At 72.1% G+C, this 22,686-nt stretch carries 16 protein-coding genes and 2 pseudogenes; 11 read left to right on the top strand and 7 right to left on the bottom strand.

Annotation, left to right across the window (positions count from 1 at the left end; all coding sequences use genetic code 11):
- The first annotated feature begins 83 nt into the window (after nt 1-83).
- From AB0924_RS05670 to AB0924_RS05660, 3 genes are read left to right on the top strand one after another with little or no spacing between them, the layout of a single operon-like run.
- Nucleotides 84-1,550 carry a sodium:solute symporter gene (locus tag AB0924_RS05670; RefSeq protein ID WP_358937899.1) on the top strand — a complete coding sequence of 489 codons (1,467 nt, stop codon included), beginning with the start codon at nt 84-86 and terminating at the stop codon, nt 1,548-1,550.
- A 56-nt stretch (nt 1,551-1,606) separates the two neighbouring features.
- Nucleotides 1,607-2,578 carry an agmatinase gene (gene speB, locus AB0924_RS05665; protein WP_358937901.1) on the top strand — a complete coding sequence of 324 codons (972 nt, stop codon included), beginning with the start codon at nt 1,607-1,609 and terminating at the stop codon, nt 2,576-2,578.
- A gap of 5 nt (nt 2,579-2,583) precedes the next feature.
- On the top strand, nt 2,584-4,269 hold the full coding sequence (locus AB0924_RS05660; RefSeq protein ID WP_358937903.1) for a thiamine pyrophosphate-binding protein: 1,686 nt from the start codon (nt 2,584-2,586) through the stop codon (nt 4,267-4,269).
- Nucleotides 4,270-4,338: 69 nt separating this feature from the next.
- Here AB0924_RS05660 and AB0924_RS05655 read toward each other — a convergent pair.
- Nucleotides 4,339-4,550: pseudogene (locus AB0924_RS05655) on the bottom strand (endonuclease); the annotation flags it as partial.
- A gap of 77 nt (nt 4,551-4,627) precedes the next feature.
- Nucleotides 4,628-5,005, bottom strand: a complete 378-nt coding sequence (locus tag AB0924_RS05650; protein ID WP_366910727.1) for a hypothetical protein — start codon at nt 5,003-5,005, stop codon at nt 4,628-4,630.
- Between the two features lie 72 nt (nt 5,006-5,077).
- Between AB0924_RS05650 and AB0924_RS05645 the strand changes: the two genes are divergently transcribed.
- The 4 genes from AB0924_RS05645 (at nt 5,078) to AB0924_RS05630 (ending at nt 11,937) form a co-directional block, all read left to right on the top strand.
- A complete protein-coding gene (locus AB0924_RS05645) occupies nt 5,078-6,001 on the top strand; it encodes a serine hydrolase (protein ID WP_358937907.1) in 924 nt (307 codons plus the stop codon).
- 123 nt (nt 6,002-6,124) lie between these two features.
- The gene (locus AB0924_RS05640) at nt 6,125-9,844 is read left to right on the top strand and encodes an ABC transporter ATP-binding protein (protein ID WP_366910726.1); all 3,720 of its coding nucleotides are present in this window, start codon (nt 6,125-6,127) and stop codon (nt 9,842-9,844) included.
- 126 nt (nt 9,845-9,970) lie between these two features.
- Nucleotides 9,971-10,363 (top strand): hypothetical protein, encoded by a 393-nt coding sequence (locus tag AB0924_RS05635; protein ID WP_358937912.1) that lies wholly within the window; start codon nt 9,971-9,973, stop codon nt 10,361-10,363.
- 152 nt (nt 10,364-10,515) lie between these two features.
- A complete protein-coding gene (locus tag AB0924_RS05630; RefSeq protein ID WP_358937914.1) occupies nt 10,516-11,937 on the top strand; it encodes a S28 family serine protease in 1,422 nt (473 codons plus the stop codon).
- A 76-nt stretch (nt 11,938-12,013) separates the two neighbouring features.
- Here the strand turns inward: AB0924_RS05630 and AB0924_RS05625 are convergent, their stop codons facing one another.
- Complete coding sequence (locus AB0924_RS05625) at nt 12,014-12,658, bottom strand: dihydrofolate reductase family protein (protein WP_358937916.1); 645 nt, start codon at nt 12,656-12,658, stop codon at nt 12,014-12,016.
- A 368-nt stretch (nt 12,659-13,026) separates the two neighbouring features.
- On the opposite strand from AB0924_RS05625, the gene AB0924_RS05620 reads away from it, so the two are divergent.
- On the top strand, nt 13,027-14,862 hold the full coding sequence (locus tag AB0924_RS05620; RefSeq protein WP_358937919.1) for a glycoside hydrolase family 3 protein: 1,836 nt from the start codon (nt 13,027-13,029) through the stop codon (nt 14,860-14,862).
- Between the two features lie 150 nt (nt 14,863-15,012).
- Here the strand turns inward: AB0924_RS05620 and AB0924_RS05615 are convergent, their stop codons facing one another.
- The 4 genes and pseudogenes from AB0924_RS05615 to AB0924_RS05600 form a co-directional block, all read right to left on the bottom strand.
- A complete protein-coding gene (locus AB0924_RS05615) occupies nt 15,013-16,260 on the bottom strand; it encodes an MFS transporter (protein WP_366910725.1) in 1,248 nt (415 codons plus the stop codon).
- A 198-nt stretch (nt 16,261-16,458) separates the two neighbouring features.
- Complete coding sequence (locus AB0924_RS05610) at nt 16,459-17,259, bottom strand: sugar phosphate isomerase/epimerase family protein (RefSeq protein WP_358937923.1); 801 nt, start codon at nt 17,257-17,259, stop codon at nt 16,459-16,461.
- 16 nt (nt 17,260-17,275) lie between these two features.
- Nucleotides 17,276-17,743 (bottom strand): annotated as a pseudogene (locus AB0924_RS05605) (GNAT family N-acetyltransferase); the annotation flags it as partial.
- A gap of 418 nt (nt 17,744-18,161) precedes the next feature.
- Nucleotides 18,162-19,214, bottom strand: coding sequence for a LacI family DNA-binding transcriptional regulator (locus AB0924_RS05600; protein WP_358937925.1), 1,053 nt, complete (start codon nt 19,212-19,214; stop codon nt 18,162-18,164).
- 278 nt (nt 19,215-19,492) lie between these two features.
- Here AB0924_RS05600 and AB0924_RS05595 point away from each other — a divergent pair, with 278 nt between their 5' ends.
- From AB0924_RS05595 to AB0924_RS05585, 3 genes are read left to right on the top strand one after another with little or no spacing between them, the layout of a single operon-like run.
- Nucleotides 19,493-20,644, top strand: a complete 1,152-nt coding sequence (locus AB0924_RS05595) for a Gfo/Idh/MocA family oxidoreductase (protein ID WP_366910724.1) — start codon at nt 19,493-19,495, stop codon at nt 20,642-20,644.
- Nucleotides 20,641-21,792: a dihydrodipicolinate synthase family protein gene (locus AB0924_RS05590; RefSeq protein ID WP_366910722.1), complete on the top strand. Its 1,152-nt coding sequence runs from the start codon at nt 20,641-20,643 to the stop codon at nt 21,790-21,792. Before AB0924_RS05595 ends, AB0924_RS05590 begins: the two co-directional genes overlap by 4 nt.
- A complete protein-coding gene (locus AB0924_RS05585; protein WP_366910721.1) occupies nt 21,789-22,640 on the top strand; it encodes a sugar phosphate isomerase/epimerase family protein in 852 nt (283 codons plus the stop codon). Before AB0924_RS05590 ends, AB0924_RS05585 begins: the two co-directional genes overlap by 4 nt.
- The last annotated feature ends 46 nt before the right edge of the window (nt 22,641-22,686 follow it).

The following is a 22,686-nucleotide window of genomic DNA, read 5'->3' as shown; positions in this document are numbered from 1 at the left end:
GATGTCCCCGCGATCCGCTGCCGTCACATCCCCATTGCAACCCGCACGACACGCCACCGGATGTGCGCGAAGGAGGGCCCCACATGGCCGTCGACTACACAGTGATCGTCGTCTATCTCGCCGGAATGCTGGCCATGGGCTGGTGGGGCATGCGCCGCGCCAAGTCCAAGAGCGAGTTCCTGGTCGCCGGCCGTCGTCTCGGGCCCGCCATGTACTCCGGCACCATGGCGGCGATCGTCCTCGGCGGCGCGTCCACCATCGGCGGCGTCGGACTCGGCTACCAGTACGGCCTCTCCGGCGCGTGGATGGTCTTCACCATCGGCCTCGGTCTGCTGGCCCTGTCCGTCTTCTTCTCGGCGCGCATCGCCCGGCTGAAGGTCTACACGGTCTCCGAGATGCTGGACCTCAGATACGGCGGCCGCGCCGGTGTGATCTCCGGCCTGGTCATGTGGGCCTACACCCTCATGCTCGCGGTGACGTCCACCATCGCGTACGCCACCATCTTCGACGTCCTCTTCGACATGAACCGCACCGTCGCGATCATCCTCGGCGGCTCGATCGTCGTCGCGTACTCGACGCTGGGCGGCATGTGGTCGATCACCCTCACCGACATGGTGCAGTTCGTGGTCAAGACGATCGGCGTGCTCCTGCTGCTCCTGCCCATCGCGGTGATCAAGGCTGGCGGCTTCTCCGAGATGAAGGCCAAGCTGCCGACCACGTACTTCGACCCGCTGGGCATCGGCGGCGAGACGATTTTCACCTACGTGCTGATCTACACCTTCGGCATGCTGATCGGCCAGGACATCTGGCAGCGCGTGTTCACCGCCCGCGGCGACAGGACGGCGAAGTGGGGCGGCACGGTCGCCGGCACCTACTGCCTCGCCTACGCCCTCGCCGGCGCCGTGATCGGCACGGCGGCCAAGGTGCTCTACCCCAAGCTGGGCAGCCCGGACGACGCGTTCGCCACCATCGTCAAGGACGAACTGCCCGTCGGTGTGCGCGGCCTGGTGCTGGCCGCCGCCCTCGCCGCCGTGATGTCGACGTCCTCCGGTGCCCTGATCGCCTGCGCCACCGTCGCCAACAACGACATCTGGTCGCGGCTGCGGGGCGTGGTCAGGCCCTCCGGCGAGGAGCACGACGAGGTCCGGGGCAACCGGGTCTTCATCCTGATCATGGGCGTCGCGGTGATCGGCACCGCGATCGCGCTGAACAACGTCGTCGAGGCCCTGACGGTCGCCTACAACCTCCTCGTCGGCGGCCTGCTCGTCCCCATCCTCGGCGGCCTGCTGTGGAAGCGCGGCACCGCGCAGGGCGCGCTGGCCTCCGTGATCGTCGGCGGCCTCGCCGTGATCGGCCTGATGGCGGGCTACGGCATCCTCGCCAACGAGCCCGTCTACTACGGCCTGCTCGCCTCCCTCGTCGTCTACGTCGCCGTCTCCCTGGCGACCAGGCCCACCGACGAGACCGTCCTCGCCGCCTGGCGGGAACGCCTCGCGGGACGGTCCCCCGAACCCGAACTCGCGTCCGAACCGGTAGCGGCTCACCAGTAGAGTCGTACGGGAAGCGTTACAAGCGTGATGAAGCGCTGGAAAGAAGGCATTTGACCATGAGCAGCAACGAGACGCCCCGCGGCCCCGTCGACTCCTCCCGCGTCCCGCGGTACGCCGGCCCCGCGACCTTCGCCCGGCTGCCCCGCCTCGACGAGGTCGGCACCGCCGACGTCGCCGTGGTGGGCGTGCCGTTCGACTCCGGCGTCTCGTACCGGCCGGGCGCCCGCTTCGGCGGCAACGCGATCCGCGAGGCGTCCCGGCTGCTGCGCCCCTACAACCCGGCGCAGGACGCCTCCCCCTTCGCCCTCGCACAGGTCGCGGACGGCGGCGACATCGCCGTGAACCCGTTCAACATCAACGAGGCCGTGGAGACCATCGAGGCGGCGGCCGACGACCTCCTGGGTACGGGCGCCCGGCTGATGACCCTCGGCGGCGACCACACCATCGCGCTGCCCCTGCTGCGCTCGGTGGCGAAGAAGCACGGCCCGGTGGCCCTGCTCCACTTCGACGCCCACCTGGACACCTGGGACACCTACTTCGGCGCCGAGTACACCCACGGCACCCCGTTCCGCCGCGCCGTGGAGGAGGGCATCCTCGACACCGAGGCCCTCTCCCACGTCGGCACCCGCGGTCCGCTGTACGGCAAGCAGGACCTCACCGACGACGAGAAGATGGGCTTCGGCATCGTCACCTCGGCGGACGTCTACCGTCGCGGCGCCGACGAGGTCGCCGACCAGCTCCGCCAGCGCATCGGCGACCGCCCGCTGTACATCTCCATCGACATCGACTGCCTCGACCCGGCCCACGCCCCGGGCACCGGCACCCCCGAGGCGGGCGGCATGACCTCCCGCGAGCTGCTGGAGATCCTGCGCGGGCTGGCGTCCTGCAACCTGGTGTCGGCGGACGTCGTGGAGGTCGCCCCCGCGTACGACCACGCGGAGATCACCTCGGTGGCGGCCTCCCACACGGCCTACGAACTGACCACCATCATGAGCCGCCAGATCGCGGCGGCCCGGAAGGACGCGTAAGCGAAGTGACTCACGACCACGACCTGGTGCTCCGCCCGACCGAGGCACAGATCTCGACCGCGCTGAACCCTCCCCCGGGGCGCACCGGCGGAGACCTGGTCGTGGAAACCCTGGCCGGGCTCGGCGCGACCACCGTGTTCGGTCTGCCGGGGCAGCACGCCCTCGGCATGTTCGACGCCCTGCGCCGCTCGTCGCTGCGCTACATCGGCCTGCGGGTGGAGAACAACGCGGGCTTCGCGGCCGACGCGTACGGCCGGGTCACCGGTGAGGCGGCCCCGCTGCTGCTCTCCACCGGCCCGGGCGCGCTGACCTCGCTGGCCGCGCTCCAGGAGGCCGCCGCGGCCTCCGCGCCCGTGCTGGCGATCAGCAGCCAGATCCCGACGGCCGGCCTGGGCGGCGGCCGCCACGGCTACCTCCACGAACTCCCCGACCAGGCTGCCTCGTTCCGGGGCGTGGTCAAGTCGGTGCACACCGTCCGCACCCAGTCCCAGATCCCGTCGGCGATCGCCGAGGCGTGGAAGTCGGCGCTCTCCGCTCCGCACGGCCCGGTGTGGGTGGAGATCCCCCAGGACGTACTGCTCTCCCCGACCCCGCTTCCGGTGGTGACGGCGATGGACGCCACCCCGGACGACCTTCTCCCGCGCCCCGAGCTGACCGCGGTGGCGGCCGACCTGCTGTCCCGCGCGGCCCGCCCGGCGATCATCGCGGGCGGCGGAGTCGTACGGTCGGACGCGACCGGCAAGCTGAAGGCGCTGGCGGAGAAGCTGGACGCCCCGGTGGTGACGACGTTCGGCGGCAAGGGCGCCTTCCCCTGGGAGCACCCCCTCTCCCTCCAGTCCTGGCTGGAGGACCGCCACACCACCGACTTCCTGGAGGACGCCGACGTCCTTCTGGTCGTCGGCTCGGGCCTCGGCGAACTCTCCTCGAACTACCACACGTTCAAGCCGCGCGGCCGGGTGATCCAGATCGAGGCCGACCTCGGCAAGCTGGAGTCCAACCACCCGGCCCTCGGCATCCACGCGGACGCCCGCCTCGCCCTCCAGGCCCTGCTGGAGACGGTGGAGGAGCGCGCCGACGAGTCGGCGCCGGAGCGGGTACGGGAGCTGCTCGCCAAGGTCGCGGACCGTATCGCGGGCCAGGAGCTCACCCTGGAACAGGACGTACTGACCGCCGTCCGCAGCGCCCTCCCCACCGGCTCCCCGTCGTTCTGGGACATGACGATCCTGGCGTACTGGGCCTGGTCGGCCTTCGACCCCCGGGGCACCAACACCATGCACTCCGCCCAGGGCGCCGGCGGCCTCGGCTACGGCTTCCCGGCGGCACTCGGCGCGGCGGCGGCCGACCCGACCCGCCCCGTCCTCGCGGTCTCCGGCGACGGCGGCGCCCTGTACTCGATCGCCGAGCTGGCCACGGCCCGTCAGTACGACCTGCCGGTCACCTGGCTGATCGTGGACGACGGTGGCTACGGCATCCTCCGCGAGTACATGACCGACGCCTTCGGCCAGGCCACGGCGACGGAACTGACCCGCCCGGACTACGTGGCGCTGGCGGAGTCCTTCGGGGTGCCGGGCGTGCGCACGAGCCCCGAGACCCTGGAGGAGGACCTGGCGAAGGCGCTGTCCACGCCCGGCCCCTCGGTGGTGCTGCTCCCCGCGGTCCTGCGGATGTTCGCGCCGACCCACCTGGGCTGACCGGCCGCGCCGGACGCCGGACAGCGGTGAACTTCCCCGTGCGGGGGCAGGTTCACCGCTGTCGTGCGTCTACCAGATCGCGTCGACCCACTCCGGGTGGTCGATGAACGGGTTGCGGTTGTGCTGGTAGGTGTCGTAGATGACCTGGTTGCGCTTCTCCTCGAAGGCGCTCGGCGGGTCCTCGTCGTTCCACTGCTTGAGGACGGACAGTCTGCCGATGTACGGGTTGCTGCCGTTACCTTCTCGGTGGGCTCCAGGTCGGCGAAGCCGTCGCCCCCGTCGGAACCCGGCAAGTCGCCTGTCGAAAGGGTCATTTGACGCGGCGGCGGCCGACCCCGCCCGGGGGCGATCTTTCAGGTCAGTCGAAGAGCCGGGGGAACTTCTTCCGGTACTCGGCCATCTGGGCGTCGTAACCGGCTTTGTGCTGTGCGAGTTCACGGGCGTTGAAGGTGTTGGTCTGCGGCAGCCCGGGCTGCAGGAGGTCCGGTATCGACTGGAAGGCTTCCTTCGCGGCCTCCCATGCCGTTCCGCCCTTTCCGCGTAGACGTACGAGTTCGTCGTACGAGTAGTGCTGCTTGTAATTCGTCTCCCCGATGCGGTCCCAGATGTTGTCCTTCGGGTCGAACTCGTCCGGGCTGAGCAGCTTGTTGTCGGACGATGCGAGGTAGCGCAGCACCGCCAGCGCGGCGAACAGGCGCCCCGACCGCTTGAATCCGCTTTCGTTCTCCTCCGGCATGAGTGCAGCATTGCCACCCCCGTGACCGGCCACACGTACAACCGTCACCCTCCCCGGTGAGTCAACGGATGCATGACTTCCCGCACATCCGTACGCACCGGAGCGCTCGCGGCCGCCCTCGGCGCCGCGGTGCTCATACCGGCCGTCGCCGCCACCCCGGCCGCGGCGGCGACCGCGCCCACCGTCAGCTGCACGTCCGCCAAGGCGGGCCTGGCCGACAAGCTGAAGAAGGACATCACCGCGGCGCTCGCGAACCGCAGGGGCACCGTCGCGATCGGCCTCTACGACCGGTCCACCAAGACGACCTGCACCCTGCGCGCCACCACCGCCTACGACTCGGCCAGCACCGTCAAGGTCACCGTGCTCGCCACGCTGCTGTGGGACGCCAAGAAGCACAACCGGTACCTGACCGACCGTGAGGCCTCGCTCGCCAAGGCCATGATCACCAAGTCGGACAACAACGCGACCAGCACGCTCTGGAAGCAGCTGGGCATGACGAAGATCAAGGGCTTCCTGTCCGCCGCCGGGATGACGAAGACGGTCCCCGGTGCGAACGGCTACTGGGGGCTGACCCAGGAGAACGTCACCGACGAGCAGAGGCTGCTCAAGCTCGTCACCGCCAAGAACACCGTGCTGAGCGACAACTCGCGCGCCTACATCCTCAAGCTCATGAACCAGGTCGTCTCCTCGCAGCGCTGGGGCACGCCGGCCGGGGCGCCGTCCACGGTCACCGTGCATGTCAAGAACGGCTGGCTGGAGCGCGCCACGCACGGCTGGCGGGTGCACAGCCTCGGCACCTTCAACGGCGGCGGCCACGACTACATGATGTCCGTGCTGACGCAGGACAACAGCACCATGAGCTACGGCGTCACCACCATCCAGAACGTCGCCAAGGCGATCCACAAGGACCTGGTGCCGACGACGTCCGCCGTGGCCCGCTACACCCCGACCAGCACGCCGAGCGAGGCGTACGTCGCGGTGCCGCCGCAGGGCTGAAGCGGCTCCGCCGCCCACGGGCACGGTCCTGGTGCCCGGCCCCGTTTTGTTGCGGGGGGATGAAATCCGCACGCCGCGGCGTTGGTGCCTTCCGGTAGACCAGGACGACAGGAAGGCACCGGCGTGGCAGCGCAACGGGGATGGGCACGGCGGCTGGCGGGCTACGCCTGGCGGTATCCGAAGGACGTGGTCCTCGCCCTCGGCTCCTCCCTCGGCGGCATGGCCGTCATGGCCGTCGTCCCGCTGTTCACCAAGGTGATCATCGACGATGTGATCGGCGCCCACACCCGCTCCATGGCCGTGTGGGCCGGGGCCCTGCTCGGCGCGGCCGTCCTGGTCTACGTCTTCACCTACATCCGCCGCTACTACGGCGGACGCCTCGCCCTCGACGTCCAGCACGACCTGCGGACCGAGATGTACGGCACGATCACCCGCCTCGACGGCCGCCGCCAGGACGAGCTGTCCACCGGACAGGTGGTCGGCCGGGCCACCAGCGACCTCCAGCTCATCCAGGGCCTGCTCTTCATGCTCCCGATGACCATCGGGAACGTCCTGCTCTTCCTGATCTCCCTGGTGATCATGGCGTGGCTGTCGCTGCCGCTGACCCTGGTCGCCCTCGCCGTGGCCCCCGCCCTGTACGCGATCGCCAAGCGCAGCCGCAGCAAGCTCCACCCCGCCACCTGGTACGCCCAGGCCCAGGCCGCGGCCGTGGCCGGCGTCGTGGACGGCGCGGTGAGCGGTGTCCGCGTGGTGAAGGGCTTCGGGCAGGAGGAGCAGGAGACCGGGAAGCTGCGCGAGGTCGGCCGCCGGCTCTTCGCGGGGCGGCTGCGCACCATCCGGCTGAACAGCAGGTTCACCCCGGCCCTGCAGGCGGTCCCCGCCCTCGGCCAGGTCGCCATGCTCGCCCTCGGCGGCTGGCTGGCCGTCCGCGGCCACATCACCCTCGGCACCTTCGTCGCCTTCTCCACCTACCTCGCCCAGCTCGTCGGCCCGGTCCGCATGCTCGCCGTGGTGCTCACCGTCGGGCAGCAGGCCCGGGCCGGCACCGAGCGCGTGCTGGAGCTGATCGACACCGAGCCGACCATGAAGGACGGCACGAAGACCCTCCCGGCCGACGCGCCGGCGACCGTCGAGTTCGACGACGTGTCGTTCGGCTACGCCGATGAGCGCCCCGTGCTCGACGGGCTCAGCTTCGGGATCCGGGCCGGCGAGACCCTGGCCGTCGTCGGCTCCTCCGGCTCCGGCAAGTCCACCGTCTCCCTGCTCCTGCCGCGCTTCTACGACGTCACCGGGGGCGCCGTCCTGATCGGCGGGCACGACGTGCGCGAGCTGACCCTGGACTCGCTCAGGGCCGCGATCGGCCTGGTCCCCGAGGACTCGTTCCTGTTCTCCGACACCGTCCGCGCGAACATCGCCTACGGCCGCCCGGACGCCACCCAGGAGGAGATCGAGGCCGCCGCCCGCGCCGCCCAGGCGGACCGTTTCATCAGCGAGCTGCCCGACGGCTACGACACCACGGTGGGCGAGCACGGTCTGACTCTCTCCGGTGGCCAGCGCCAGCGCGTCGCGCTCGCCCGCGCCCTGCTCAGCGACCCCCGCCTGCTGGTCCTGGACGACGCCACCTCCGCCGTGGACGCCCGCGTGGAGCACGAGATCCACGAGGCGCTGAAGCACGTGATGGAGGGCCGTACGACCCTGCTCATCGCCCACCGCCGCTCCACCCTGAACCTCGCCGACCGCATCGCCGTCCTGGACGGCGGCCGGCTCGCCGACCTCGGCACCCACGAGGAACTGCAGGAGCGCTGCGCCCTGTACCGCCGGCTGCTGACCGACCCCGACGAGCTGGGCGGCGTCTCCCCGGGGCACACCGGTCCCGCCGAGCCGCAGGAGGACACCAGCCTGCGCGAGGAGCTGGACGCCGAGTTCGACGCCGAGGCCGGCGTCACCCCCAGGCTGTGGACGGGCGAGCGCCGGCCCAGGGACGCGGCCATGGCCGGCACCCCCGCCACCCCCGAGCTCCTCGCCCAGGTCGAGGCACTGCCCCCGGCCACCGACGTCCCCGACGTCGACGAGGCCCGCGCGGTGCGCGCCGAGCAGTCGTACGGCCTGCGCCGCCTGCTGCACGGCTTCGGCCTGCCGCTGCTGGTCAGCCTGCTGCTGGTCGCCGTGGACGCGGGCGCGGGCCTGCTGCTGCCGGTGCTGATCCGGCACGGCATCGACCAGGGCGTCAGCAGGGCGGCCCTGGGCGCGGTGTGGGCCGCGTCGCTGCTGGGCCTGCTCACCGTGCTGGTGCAGTGGGCCGCGCAGATCGGCGAGACCCGGATGACCGGCCGCACCGGCGAGCGAGTGCTGTACGCGCTTCGGCTGAAGATCTTCGCCCAGCTCCAGCGGCTCGGCCTCGACTACTACGAGCGCGAGCTGACCGGCCGGATCATGACCCGGATGACGACCGACGTCGACGCCCTCTCCACCTTCCTGCAGACCGGCCTGGTCACCGCGTTCGTCTCGGTCGTCACCTTCTTCGGCATCATGGCCGCCCTGCTGGTGCTCGACGTACAGCTCGCCCTGGTCGTCTTCGCCACCCTGCCCCCGCTGATCATCGCCACCTTCTTCTTCCGCCGGGCCAGCGTGAAGGCGTACGAACTCGCCCGTGAGCGGGTGTCGCTGGTCAACGCGGACCTGCAGGAGTCGGTGGCCGGCCTCAGGATCGTGCAGGCGTTCCGGCGCGAGCCGGACGGCGCCCGCCGGTTCGCCGAGCGCAGCGACAGCTACCGCGCCGCCCGCATCCGCGGCCAGTGGCTGATCTCGGTCTACTTCCCCTTCGTCCAGCTGCTGTCCTCGGTCGCCGCGGCCGCCGTGCTGATCACCGGCGCCGGCCGGGTGGAGGCGGCCACGCTGACCACGGGCGCGCTGGTGGCGTACCTGCTCTACATCGACCTGTTCTTCGCCCCGGTGCAGCAGCTCTCCCAGGTCTTCGACGGCTACCAGCAGGCCACCGTCTCCCTCGGCCGCATCCAGGAGCTGCTGCGCGAACCGACCTCCACGGGCGCCGCCGACGAGCCCAGCGAGGTCGGCTCCCTGCGCGGCGACATCGCCTTCGAGGACGTGTGCTTCGCCTACGGCGCCGACGAGGAGGCGCTGACCGGCATCGACCTGACGATCCCGGCCGGACAGACGGTCGCCTTCGTCGGCGAGACCGGGGCCGGCAAGTCGACGCTGGTCAAGCTGGTGGCCCGGTTCTACGACCCCACCTCCGGCCGGGTCACGGCCGACGGCACGGATCTGCGCGCCCTGGACCTGACCTCGTACCGGCACCGCCTCGGGGTGGTCCCGCAGGAGGCGTACCTCTTCCCTGGCACCGTCCGGGACGCCATCGCCTACGGCCGCCCCGAGGCCACCGACGCCGAGGTCGAGGCGGCGGCGCGGGCGGTCGGCGCGCACGAGATGATCGCCACGCTCGACGGCGGCTACCTGCACGAGGTCGCCGAGCGCGGCCGCAACCTCTCGGCCGGCCAGCGCCAGCTCATCGCGCTCGCCCGCGCCGAGCTGGTCGACCCGGACGTCCTGCTCCTCGACGAGGCCACGGCCGCCCTGGACCTGGCCACCGAGGCCCAGGTCAACCAGGCCACCGACCGGCTGGCGGGCCGCCGCACCACGCTGGTGGTCGCGCACCGGCTGACCACGGCCGCGCGCGCCGACCGGGTGGTGGTCATGGACCACGGCCGGGTGGTGGAGGACGGCACCCACGACGAACTCCTGGCCCGTGACGGCCGGTACGCCGAGCTGTGGCGGACCTTCGTCGGCCAGGCCGAACCGGAGGAGCCGGTCGGCGCCACCCGCTGAGCACCCCGGAGGGCCTTCCCGCCGACGGCCGTGCAACCATCCGACACATGTCGTGCGTCCGTACATCAGTACGGTCGTCGGTGACGTATGCCGGGGACGTATGACCGCGGTAGGGGGAGGACGACGATGGACTGTGGTGCGATACGCCGGCGTCTGGCGCTCGGCGCGGCCGCGCTGGCCGCCTCCGGCGCGCTCGCCCTCGCGGTGCCCGGCGCCGCCCAGGCGGCCCAGGCCGGTTCCTGCGCCGGACGCGAGGTACGCACCCTGCCCTTCAGCGCCGGGGTCGTGCACGTCTACAAGCGCAACGGCTACGTCTGCGCCGTCACCGTGGCCCGGCACCCCGGCGCCAGACGCCTCATGTCGGTCAGCGTCCAGGCCCGCGGCAACCGGCCGGTCGCGGACGCGGGCCGGTTCAAGCACCACGCCGGCCCGGTGACCGTGCACGCCGGGCAGCGCTGCGTGTGGGTGCGGGGCTCGGTGGGCCGCGCCTCGGTCAGCTCCGGCTGGTTCCTGTGCTGAACCGCTGAATTCCCGAGCCCCTGCGCCCTTTGGCCATTGATCCGTACGGCCATGTGACCGCAGACCGCCCCAAACCGCACAACCCCCTCTGGTGTCACGCCAGTTGCTCCGCTAGCTTCCGGCGGACATCTGTCTCACAGGGGAGAGTGCGCATGCGCAAGGCGCTCAGATGGCTGCTGGCGCTCACGGTGTTCATAGGCACGCTGAGCACAGCGGGCGCGGCCACCGCCGCCCAGTCCGAGCCCGACATCAAGGACCGGCTCCTGGCGATACCCGGCATGAGCCTGGTCCAGGAGAAGCCGTACCCCGGCTACCGGTACTTCGTACTGAACTACACCCAGCCGGTCGACCACCGGCACCCGTCCAAGGGCACCTTCCAGCAGCGGATCACCGTGCTGCACAAGGACACCAGCCGCCCGACGGTCTTCTACACCGGCGGCTACAACGTCTCCACGACCCCGTCCCGGCGGGAACCCACCCAGATCGTGGACGGCAACCAGGTCTCCCTGGAGTACCGCTTCTTCACCCCGTCCCGGCCCGCGCCGGCCGACTGGTCCAAGCTGGACATCTGGCAGGCGGCCAGTGACCAGCACCGGGTCTACCAGGCCCTGAAGCCGCTCTATTCCGCCAACTGGCTGGCCACCGGCGGCTCCAAGGGCGGCATGACGGCCACCTACTTCGAGCGCTTCTACCCGCGCGACATGGACGGCGTGATCGCCTACGTCGCCCCCAACGACGTCGTCAACAAGGAGGACTCGGCGTACGACCGGTTCTTCGTGGGCGTCGGCACCAAGGAGTGCCGGGACCGGCTGAACGCCGTCCAGCGGGAGGCGCTGGTCCGCCGCGAGCCGCTGGAGAAGAGGTACGCGCAGTACGCCGCCGACAACGGCTACACCTTCGACACCATCGGCGGCCTGGACAAGGCCTACGAGGCGGTCGTGCTCGACTACGTCTGGGGCTTCTGGCAGTACAGCCTGCTGACGGACTGCGACACGATCCCCGCCGCGGCGGCGACCGCGACCGACGACGCGATCTGGGACTCGGTCGACGCCATCTCCGGCTTCTCCGCCTACACCGACCAGGGCCTGGAGACGTACACGCCGTACTACTACCAGGCGGGCACCCAGCTGGGCGCGCCCACCATCCACTTCCCGTACATCGAGAAGAAGCTGATCCGCTACGGCTACCAGCCGCCGCGCAACTTCGTGCCCCGCTCCATCCCGATGCGCTTCCAGCCGGACGCGATGCGGGACGTGGACAGCTGGGTCCGGCAGCACGCCCGGCACATGCTCTTCGTCTACGGCGAGAACGACCCGTGGGGTTCGGAGCGGTTCCGCGTCGGCGCGGGTGCCCGTGACTCGTACGTCTTCACCGCCCCCGGCATGAACCACGGGGCCAACGTGGCGGGCCTGGTGCCCGACCAGAAGGCGCTGGCCACGGCCCGCATCCTGGAGTGGGCGGGCGTCGCGCCCGCTGCCGTCCAGGCGGACCCGTCCGCGGCCAGGCCGCTGGCGCGCCACGACGCGAAGCTGGACGTCCGGGACGTCGAGCGCGAGCCCGCGCTGCGTCCCTGACCCGCCGGTGCCGGTCCCTCGACGCGGAGGGGCCGGCACCGCCCGGCGCCGGGACGACGGTGTCCGGCGCCCGCCGTCACCTCCGCCAGAACAGGTGGTGCGTCACGCCGCTCGGGCTGGGCACGACCTCCAGGTGGAAGCGGTCGAGCAGCTCGTCCGGCGACTCCCAGAGCCGGAGTCCGGACCCGAACTTCACCGGCGAGACCGCCACGTGCAGGGTGTCCACCAGGTCGGCGTCCAGGAACTGCCGGACGGTGGTCACCCCGCCGCCGAGCCGGACGTCCCCGCCCCGCGCCGCCTCGCGCGCCTGCTCCAGGACCGTCGCCGGATCGCCGTCGACGAAGTGGAACGTGGTGTCCGAGAGCGTGAACGAGGGACGCGGGTGGTGGGTCATGACGAACACCGGCGTGTGGAACGGGGGTTCCTCACCCCACCAGCCGCGCCACTCGTGGTCCTGCCAGGGCCCGCGCTGCGGTCCGAACTTGTTGCGGCCCATGATCTCCGCCCCGATGCCGTGGGCGAAGTCCCGCGTGAAGTAGTCGTCGAGCCCCCGGCTGCCCCCGGGGTCGGTGCGATTGGGCCAGCTCGCCGTCGCGCCGGCCCAGCCGAAGAGCCGCTCGGCACCGGCCAGGCCGAACGGCTGCTCGAAACTCTGGTCCTCCCCGGCGGCGATCCCGTCACTCGAGACGTTGAAGTTCTGCACCCTCAGCAGTTGAGCCATGGTTCCTCCCGTGTCATCGGCCACTGTGGTGCAGACTCCCCGGGCCGCGGGAACTCACCGGTGCGGCGGGCCGCCGAAACTCACCCGTGCGGCCGTCCGCCCGGACGGAACCCGTCGCCACCCGCGGCCGTCCAACGCTCAGGCCGCCGGATGAGCCCGCGGTGCGGTGCCGGTCCCGGACGCGAGGCCGGCGCACCCTCTCCGCCGCACCGGGCCGGGCGGCCGCCGCCGTCGGCGCGCCCCCCTCCCGAGCGCCGGCGGCGGCTCATCGCGGCTTCCTGTGCGTTCCCTTGACGGAAAGAAACTTCCCGGATATTGGTGGCTCCTTGGAAGTTTCCTTCAGCGGTTCTCCTCCGGAAGGAGCACGCGTGCACGACAGCAGCACGGGAAGCACGGGAAACACCCCGCGGCCGTCCAGACGGACCGTTCTCGCCGCCACCGCGGGCATCACGGCCGCGCTGACCGTACCGGCCACCGCCCACGCCGCCGCCTCCGGCGACACCAGGCTGCGCGCCCTCATCTCCCGCATGTCGCTGGAGGAGAAGGTCGGCCAGCTCTTCGTGATGCGGGTCTACGGCCACTCCGCCACCGCCCCCGACCAGGCCGACATCGACGCCAACCTCGCGGAGATCGGGGTCCGCACGGCCGCCGAGCTGATCGCGAAGTACCGGGTCGGCGGCATCATCTACTTCACCTGGGCCCACAACACCCGGGACCCGCACCAGATCGCCGACCTGTCCAACGGCATCCAGAAGGCCTCCCTGGGACAGCCCCGCGGCCTGCCGGTGCTCATCGCCACCGACCAGGAGCACGGCATCGTCTGCCGGGTGGGGCAGCCGGCCACGCTGTTCCCGGGCGCGATGGCGATCGGCGCGGGCGGCCGCCCCGCCGACGCCCACACCCTCGGCCGCGTCTCCGGCGCCGAACTGCGCGCCCTGGGCATCAACCAGGACTACAGCCCCGACGCCGACGTGAACGTCAACCCGGCCAACCCGGTCATCGGCGTACGGTCCTTCGGGGCCGACCCGGAGGCGGTGGCCCGGCTGGTGGCCGCCGAGGTGAAGGGCTATCAGGCCTCCCGGGTCGCGGCGACCGCCAAGCACTTCCCCGGCCACGGGGACACCGCCGTCGACAGCCACACCGGCTTCCCGGTCATCACGCACAGCCGGGAGCTGTGGGAGAGACTGGACGCGGTGCCCTTCCGGGCGGCGATCGCGGCGGGCATCGACTCGATCATGACCGCGCACCTGCAGTTCCCGGCCCTCGACGACGCCGGCGACCCGGCCACCCTCTCCCACCCCATCCTCACCGGCATCCTGCGCGGCGAACTCGGCTACGACGGCGTCGTGGTCACCGACTCGCTCGGCATGGAGGGCGTGCGCACCAAGTACGGCGACGACCGGGTGCCGGTGCTCGCCCTGAAGGCCGGTGTCGACCAGCTCCTGAACCCGCCGTCGCTGGACGTCGCCTGGCACGCGGTGCTCAAGGCCGTCCAGGACGGCGAGCTGACCGAGGCCCGCCTGGACGAATCGATCCTGCGCATCCTGCGGCTGAAGGACCGGCTCGGACTCCTCGACCGGCCGCCCTACGTCACCGGGGCCGGCGTCGACCGCACGGTGGGCACCAAGGCCCATCTGGCCGCCGCCGACCGGATCGCCGAGCGCACCACGACCCTGCTCGTGAACGAGGACCGCGTCCTCCCGCTCGACCACCGCGACCGGCCCAGGGTCCTCGTGGTCGGCGCCGACCCGGCCTCTCCGTCCGGCACCACCGGCCCGCCCACCACGGTCCTGGCGGCCGCCCTCACCGAACTCGGCTTCACCGCCACCGCCCTGTCCACCGGCACCGCGCCCTCCGCGACGGTCATCGGCAAGGCGGTGACGGCCGCGCGGGACGCCGACGCGGTGGTCGTGGCCACGTACAACGTGACGGCGGCCGGCAGCCAGCGGACCCTGGTGGAGCAGTTGCTCGCCACCGGGAAACCGGTGGTGGCCGTGGCCGTCCGGAACCCGTACGACGTCGCCCAGCTCCCCGCCGTCAAGGCATTCCTGGCGACCTACTCCTGGACCGACGTCGAACTGCGCGCCGCCGCACGGGTGATCGCCGGCCGGGTGGCACCGCACGGCAGGCTCCCGGTACCGGTGCGGCGGGCGGACGACCCGGCGCGGGAGCTGTACCCCCTGGGGTACGGGCTGACGTACTAGACGTCCGCCGCGCACCGGACGCGAACGCCCGTGAAGGGCGGAAGGCGCCCCGCGTGTCCGGCGTGGCCCGAGTCCAGGGGCCACGCCGGACGGGGGCGCCCGGGGGAGCAGGCCGCCCCCGGGTGGCGCCGGGCGGCCGCCCTGCCGCTCTCAGGGCGCCTCCGGAACGGCGAGCTCCCCGGCCCCTTCCCGGAGTTCGGGGGTCGCCGCCGCGACCGCCGCCACCGCGAGGACGCACATCAGGCCGCCGCTGACCAGAGCCGTCGCCCCGGAACTGAAGCCCGCGAGCATACCGCCGCGCACATTGCCGAGGCTCGGGCCCGCCTGGCCGACGATCTGCTCGGCCGCCGTGACCCGGCCCAGCAGCGCGTCCGGGGTGCGGGTCTGCACGATCGTGGAGCGGGAGACGACCGCGGTGGCGTCCGCCGCCCCCGCCAGGGTGAGCAGGGCGAGGCCGGCCCAGGGGCTGCTCGACAGCCCGAACAGGACCAGCGCCACGCCCCAGGTGCCGGAGGCGCACAGCATCACCGCGCCCGGCCTGCCGAGCCGGGTCAGCGAGCCGGACAGGGCCGTCGCCGTGACGCCGCCCACCGCCAGGGCCGACAGGAACAGGCCGAGGGTGCGCGGGTCGTCGCCGAACCGCTCGGCGTTGACCAGCGGGAACAGACTGACCGGGAAGGACAGCACGGTGGCGGCCAGGTCCGTGATCAGCGCGCCCCGCACCACCCGGTGCCCGGCCAGGAACCGCAGCCCGTCCAGCACCCCGCGCACCCCCGCCCGCGACGGCTCGCCCTCCGGCGGCAGCGCGGGCAGCCCGAAGGCCCCGTGGAAGGCGAGCCCGAAGCTGAGCGCGTCCAGCAGATAGCAGGTGCCGATGCCCAGCCGGCCCAGCAGCACACCGGCCAGGGCGGGGCCGAGCAGCATCATCGTCTGGCCGGTGACGAGGTTCAGGGCGAGCCCGGCGGGCACCTGCTCCTGGGGCAGCAGCCGGGGGACGAACACCCCGGCCGCCGGGGCGCCGAGCGCGCCGAACGACGACTGCACGGCGACCAGCGCGAGGACCGCCACCACCGGGACATGCCCGGTGAACCCCTGCACGGCCAGCAGCAACGAGCAGGCGGCCTGGCCCACGGTGGCCGCCAGATAGATCCGGCGCCGGTCCGCCCGGTCCACCCAGGCACCCGCGAACAGCCCGAACACCACCAGCGGCAACGCCTGCGCCAGCCCGACCGCGCCGGTCCACGCCGTGCTGCGGGTCATGTCCCACACCTGGTACATGACCGTCACCATGGTCATGAACCCGCCAAGCACGGACACGGTCCGGCCGATCAGCAGCCGCCGGAAGACGGGCGAGGTGCGCAGCGGCGTCACGTCGATGAGCGAGCGGCGGAGTCTCACGAGAGCGAACAGGAACGCGAGGGCTGCACAATCACCGACGGAGGCTAACCGCCCACCGCGTCCCCGGCCATCGATTTTCCCGCCGCCGGGCCATCGGCCCCACACCACCGGTTCACGCGCTGACCGCCCGGCACGGGACGCTCGCCCATGGGGCGGGGAGACGTCCGCACCGGGCGGCCGTGGACGGGTTCGGTACGGCTAGGCCGCCTCGCCGAGCAGGCGTACGAGGTGGTCGCGGCCGGCGGCCAGGAGGTCGGGGAGCGGGGTGGCGGACTCGTGCCAGCGCTTCTCGTACTCCCAGCACAGCCAGCCGTCCCAGCCGTTGCGGCACAGCACGTCCACGCACTCGGTGAGCGGCAGGACGCCCGCGCCGAGCGGCAGCGGGGTGCTGTCCTCGGCCGAGGCGATGTCCTTGACCTGGACGTATCCCAGGTGCGGGGCGAGCGCCGCGTAGCTGTCGGCGGGCTGTTCGCCGCCCAGCCAGGTGTGCATCACGTCCCACAGCGCGCCCACCTGCCGGTGCCCGACGGGGCCCAGCACGCGGATCACGTCGGCGCCGGTGCGGTGCGAGTCGTGTGTCTCCAGCAGGATCCGGACGCCGAGCGCGGTGGCGTCCTCGGCGGCGGCACCGAGCCGCCGGGCGGCGAGGGCGTCGGACTCCTCGCGGGGCCGGTCCGGATCGGCGCCGGGGAAGACCCGGACGAACGGGGCGCCCAGATCGTGGGCGAGTTGCAGGAGCAGTCGGATGTCGTCGAGGACGGGGGCGTCGTCGCCGGGCGCGGCGACGCGTGTATATCCGGCCAGGCCGAGCAGTTCGATTCCGGCCGCTTTGAACAGCGCGGCCGTGTCCGCCCGCTCGGCGGGGGACAGACCCGGGTGCACGGGCTCCTCGCGATGGGCGCGCAGTTCCACACCGTGGTAACCGTGCGCGGTCGCGAGCGCCAGGACATCGGGGACGGGCAGGCCGGGGACACCGAGAGTGGAGAACGCCAGCTTCATGCTCGGACCCTACTCGTCAGGTGCCCGATCCGCGGAGATCCAACCGCCAGTCCTGGCCGACCAGATCCTTGCCGAAGGAACGGTGCGGCTTCTCGGCGACGAGCACGAAGCCGTGCCGCCGGTAGAGACGCCGGGCCCCGCTGAGCACGTCGTTGGTCCACAGCACCAGGTCCCGGTAGCCGGCCTCGCGCGCGAAACCGACGACGGCGCGTACCAGCCGGTCGCCGATCCCGTGCCCGCGCGCGGAGGGCTCGACGAGCAGCAGCCGCAGCCGCGCGGTGGCCGGAGCCGAATCCCGCACACACATCACGCACCCCACCGCCCGGCCGTCCAGCTCGGCGATCCACACCCGCTCCAGACGCGGGTCGTGGTCCTCGGCGAAGTCGGCGACGATCCGCGCCACCAGCCCCTCGTACTCGGCGTTCCAGCCGTACTCGGCCGCGTACAGGGCACCGTTGCGCCGCACGATCCAGCCGAGATCACCGGCCACCGGCGCACGCAGCGAAGCACTCGAACCCATGCCACCGAGCCTAGGCCCACAACCCAACGCCGCAGAGCCAGAGAGGGGCACGGGCAACCGCGCGCCCAGCAAGCCACTGGGCCCCCAAAAGGCATCCGCTCACACAAGAAGGGGCGCGGGGAACTGCGCGACCAACCCCCACCGACCGCACCCGCCCAAGCCCCGCCGAACCCGAGCTACCGGGCCCCCAAAAGACATCCGCTCGCACAAGAAGGGGCGCGGGGAACTGCGCGACCAACCCCCACCGACCGCACCCGCCCAGACTCCGGCGAACCCGAGCTACCGGGCCCCCAAAGAACATCCGCTCACACAAGAAGGGGCGCGGGGAACTGCGCGAACAACCCCCACCGACCGCACCCGCCCAGACTCCGGCGAACCCGAGCTACTGGGCGCCCCGCGGAACCCCGGAGGACCCCCGCACCATCAATTCCCCCCGCACCGAGGCGATCCCCCCGGGCGGAGCCTCCTCGCGGCCCATGGCGATACGCCCCGCCCGGGCGCCCGCCTCGGACAGCGGCAGCCGCACCGTCGTCAGCGACGGCACCGCGTCGATGCTGAACGGCAGGTCGTCGAAGCCGGCCACCGAGACGTCCTCGGGGATGCGCAGCCCGGACTCGCGCAGCGCGGCACACGCGCCCAGCGCGACGGAGTCGTTCGCGGCGACGATCGCCGTCAGGGACGGGTCCCGGCGCAGCAGCTCCAGCGTGGCCTCGTGACCGGACCGGCGGTCGTAGCGGCCGTACACCGTCCACCGCGGGTCCTCCTCGATGCCGGCCGCTTCGAGTGCCGCCCGGTGGCCCTCCAGCCGGTGCCGGGTGGTGGTGCGCTCCTCGGGGCCCGCGATGTAGCCGAGCCGCCGGTGGCCGAGGCCGATGAGGTGGTCCGTCAGGGCGCGGGCGCCCCCGCGGTTGTCGAAGGTCAGCGCGATGGCCTCGGTGTCCGGCGCGGGCGGCCGCCCGCACAGCACCACCCGGGTCCCCGCCTCGGCCAGCTTGCGCAGCTTGGCCGAGACCGCCGCCGCGTGCGGCTCGTTCTCCACGGCCCCGCCGGTCAGCACCACCGCCGCGGCCCGCTGCCGCTGCAGCAGGGTGAGGTACGTCAGCTCCCGCTCGGGCGAGCCACCGGTGTTGCACACGACCGCCAGCCGCTCACCGCCCGCCCGGCCGCCCGGCCCCCCGATCTCGGCCTGTATCGCGCTCGCCATGATCCCGAAGAACGGGTCCGCGATGTCGTTGACGAGGATGCCCACGAGGTCGGAGGTGGCCGCCGCGAGCGCGCTGGCCGGGCCGTTGAGGACGTAGTCCAGTTCGTCGACCGCCCGCAGCACCCGATCCCGGGTGGACGCGGCCACCGGATAGTTGCCGTTCAGTACGCGCGAAACCGTCGCGGGGGAGACCTGTGCGCGGGCCGCCACGTCCGCCAGGGTCACCGTCATCTCGTCGTCCTCCGGTCGCGCAAGGGGTCGCGCATTGGTGCTCGTACGTCCTCGTAGACAGGCCGGGCACGGTCACGGTTCCGTCCGTGCCGAGCAGACCATAAGGCCAACCAGGCTGTTTGTTCGCCCCCTCGAACAACTCGAAGAGGACACGGTCTTGTCCGGAGCCCTGTGCAGAGGCTAGCTTCTCATCGTAGAAAGCGCTTGCTGCACTTGCTGATGATGACGACGCCGGCGCCGCAGATCAAGGCTTGCCTGGCGTTACGAAGGGGACTCACGTGACACGCAAGACGGTGCGTATCGCCATGAACGGCGTGACCGGACGCATGGGCTACCGCCAGCACCTCGTCCGGTCGATCCTCGCCCTGCGCGAGCAGGGCGGCCTCGACCTCGGCGACGGCACCGTGCTGTGGCCCGAGCCGATCCTGCTCGGCCGCCGCGAGCACGCCCTGAGGGAGATCGCCGACCGGCACGGCCTGGAGCACGTCTCCACCGACCTGGACGCGGTGCTCGCCGACCCGGGCGTCGACATCTACTTCGACTCCCAGGTCACCTCCGCCCGCGAGGACGCCATCCGGAAGGCGATCGCGGCGGGCAAGCACGTCTACACCGAGAAGCCCACCGCCACCGGACTCGACGGCGCCCTCGAACTCGCTCGGCTGGCCCGGGAGAAGGGCGTCAGGCACGGCGTCGTCCAGGACAAGATCTTCCTCCCCGGACTGCTCAAGCTGAAGCGGCTCGTCGACGGCGACTTCTTCGGCCGGATCCTGTCCGTCCGGGGCGAGTTCGGCTACTGGGTATTCGAGGGCGACTGGCAGGAGGCCCAGCGCCCCTCCTGGAACTACCGCGCCGAGGACGGCGGCGGCATCGTCGTCGACATGTTCCCGCACTGGGAGTACGTCCTGCACGAGCTGTTCGGCCGGGTGACCTCCGTCCAGGCGCTGGCCACCACCCATGTCCCGCAGCGCTGGGACGAGAACGGCAAGCCCTACGACGCGACCGCGGACGACGCCGCCTACGGCGTCTTCGAGCTCGAGGGCGGCGCGATCGCCCAGATCAACTCCTCCTGGGCGGTGCGCGTCAACCGCGACGAACTGGTCGAGTTCCAGGTCGACGGCACCGAGGGCTCCGCGGTCGCGGGCCTGCGCAGGTGCCGTGTCCAGCACCGCTCGGCCACCCCCAAACCGGTCTGGAACCCGGACATCCCCGCCACCGAGGTCTTCCGCGACCAGTGGCAGGAGGTCCCGGACAACCAGGAGTTCGACAACGGCTTCAAGGCCCAGTGGGAGCTGTTCCTCAAGCACGTGCACGCCGGCACCCCGTACCACTGGGACCTGCTGGCCGGCGCCCGTGGCGTCCAGCTCGCCGAGCTGGGCCTGCGGTCCTCGGCCGAGGGCCGCCGCATCGAGGTCCCGGAGATCTCGCTGTGACCATCCGACTCCCGGACGCGGACGGGGGCCTGCGGACGTACGAGCCCAGGACCGAACCGCTCGCCGTCACCCCCGGCATCCCCTTCACCTCCCGTACGGTCTTCTCGGCGGCGCACGTCGTGGCCGACCCGTTCGCCGACACCACCCCCGACTCGCCCGCCGCCGTCGACTGGGACGCCACCCTCGCCTTCCGCCGCCACCTGTGGTCCCACGGGCTCGGCGTCGCCGAGGCGATGGACACCGCCCAGCGCGGCATGGGCCTGGACTGGGCGGGCGCGGCCGAGCTGATCCGCCGCTCCGCCGCCGAGGCGAAGTCGGTGGGCGGCCGTATCGCCTGCGGCGTCGGCACCGACCAGATCACCGGCGGCACCCTCGCCGCCATCCGCGCCGCGTACGAGGAGCAGCTCGCGGTCGTCGAGGAGGCGGGCGCGCAGGCCATCCTGATGGCGTCCAGGGCGCTCGCGTCCGCCGCGCGCGGCCGGGAGGACTACCTGGCGATCTACGGCCACCTCCTGCGCCAGGCCTCCGAGCCGGTGGTCCTGCACTGGCTCGGCCCGATGTTCGACCCGGCGCTGGAGGGCTACTGGGGCTCGTCCGACCTGGACGCGGCCACCGAGACCTTCCTGGAGGTCATCGCCGCCCATCCCGACAAGATCGACGGCATCAAGGTCTCCCTCCTCGACGCCGGGCGCGAGGTCGAGCTGCGCCGCCGGCTACCGCGGGGCGTCCGCTGCTACACCGGCGACGACTTCCACTACCCCGAGCTGATCGCGGGCGACGACCAGGGCTTCAGCCACGCCCTGCTCGGCATCTTCGACCCGCTCGGCCCGCTGGCCGCCGAGGCGGTACGGGTCCTCGACACGGGCGACACGGCCGGCTTCCGCGCCCTGCTCGATCCGACCGTGGCGCTGTCCCGTCACCTCTTCCAGGCCCCGACCCGCTTCTACAAGACCGGAGTCGTGTTCCTGGCCTGGCTGGCCGGCCACCAGAGCCACTTCACGATGGTGGGCGGCCTGCAGTCCGCCCGCTCCCTGCCGCACTTCGCCCGCGCCTACGAACTCGCCGACGACCTGGGCCTGTTCCCCGACCCGAAGCAGGCCGAGGAGCGCATGAGGAACCTGCTGTCGCTGTACGGGGTGAACCAATGAGCACCGGTCCCGCACGCACCGATCTCGCCCGCTTCTCCATCAACCAGATGACGGTCAGGCAGCTCTCCCTCCCGGAACTGGTCCACACGTGCGTCCAGTTGGGCGTGCAGTGCGTTGGCCTGTGGCGCGAACCCGTCCGGTCGTACGGCGTGGAGGCGGCCGCCAAGCTGGTCCGGGACGCGGGTCTGACGGTCACCACCCTGTGCCGGGGCGGCTTCCTCACGGCGACCGAGCCCGGGGAGCGCGCGGCGGCCCTGGCCGACAACCGCCGCGCGATCGACGAGGCCGCCGCCCTCGGCACGGACACCCTGGTCCTCGTCTCCGGCGGCCTGCCGTCCGGCTCGAAGGACCTGCGGGCGGCCCGCGAGCGCATCGCGGACGCCCTCGCGGAACTCGGGCCGTACGCCGAGGAGCACGGCGTGCGCCTCGCCATCGAACCGCTGCACCCCATGTACGCGTCCGACCGCTGCGTGGTCTCCACCCTCGCCCAGGCCCTGGACCTCGCCGAGCGCTTCCCCGCGCACCAGGTGGGCGTGACCGTGGACACCTACCACCTGTGGTGGGACGACCGGGCGCCCGAGCAGATCGCCCGCGCGGGGGCGGGCGGCCGTATCCACACCTTCCAGCTCGCAGACTGGACCACTCCGCTTCCCGAGGGCGTCCTCAACGGCCGCGGGCAGATCGGCGACGGCTCCATCGACATGCGGGAGTGGAAGGGGTACGTGGAAGCGGCCGGCTACACCGGACCCATCGAGGTCGAACTGTTCAACGAGGGACTGTGGGCCCGGGACGGCCGCGAAGTGCTGGCCGAGACGGCGGAGCGGTTCGTCGCCCATGTGATCCGGTAAAAAATTCCGGATCCCGTACAACCCTCCTTCCGCATCCCGTGTCGAA

It is taken from the genome of Streptomyces sp. NPDC047869 (assembly GCF_040704065.1).
Taxonomy (GTDB): domain Bacteria; phylum Actinomycetota; class Actinomycetes; order Streptomycetales; family Streptomycetaceae; genus Streptomyces.
Note: the sequence above shows the minus strand (reverse complement) of the source record. Positions and strands in the feature narration are given on the sequence as shown.

What these genes read in the sequence shown, in the direction of transcription:
- AB0924_RS05600 (WP_358937925.1), bottom strand. Translation starts at nt 19,214, where the DNA reads ATGACGGTGACCCTGGCGGACGTGGCGGCCCGCGCACAGGTCTCCCCC.
- AB0924_RS05630 (WP_358937914.1), top strand. Translation starts at nt 10,516, where the DNA reads ATGCGCAAGGCGCTCAGATGGCTGCTGGCGCTCACGGTGTTCATAGGC.
- AB0924_RS05670 (WP_358937899.1), top strand. Translation starts at nt 84, where the DNA reads ATGGCCGTCGACTACACAGTGATCGTCGTCTATCTCGCCGGAATGCTG.
- AB0924_RS05610 (WP_358937923.1), bottom strand. Translation starts at nt 17,259, where the DNA reads ATGAAGCTGGCGTTCTCCACTCTCGGTGTCCCCGGCCTGCCCGTCCCC.
- AB0924_RS05645 (WP_358937907.1), top strand. Translation starts at nt 5,078, where the DNA reads ATGACTTCCCGCACATCCGTACGCACCGGAGCGCTCGCGGCCGCCCTC.
- AB0924_RS05650 (WP_366910727.1), bottom strand. Translation starts at nt 5,005, where the DNA reads ATGCCGGAGGAGAACGAAAGCGGATTCAAGCGGTCGGGGCGCCTGTTC.
- AB0924_RS05585 (WP_366910721.1), top strand. Translation starts at nt 21,789, where the DNA reads ATGAGCACCGGTCCCGCACGCACCGATCTCGCCCGCTTCTCCATCAAC.
- speB (WP_358937901.1), top strand. Translation starts at nt 1,607, where the DNA reads ATGAGCAGCAACGAGACGCCCCGCGGCCCCGTCGACTCCTCCCGCGTC.
- AB0924_RS05635 (WP_358937912.1), top strand. Translation starts at nt 9,971, where the DNA reads ATGGACTGTGGTGCGATACGCCGGCGTCTGGCGCTCGGCGCGGCCGCG.
- AB0924_RS05625 (WP_358937916.1), bottom strand. Translation starts at nt 12,658, where the DNA reads ATGGCTCAACTGCTGAGGGTGCAGAACTTCAACGTCTCGAGTGACGGG.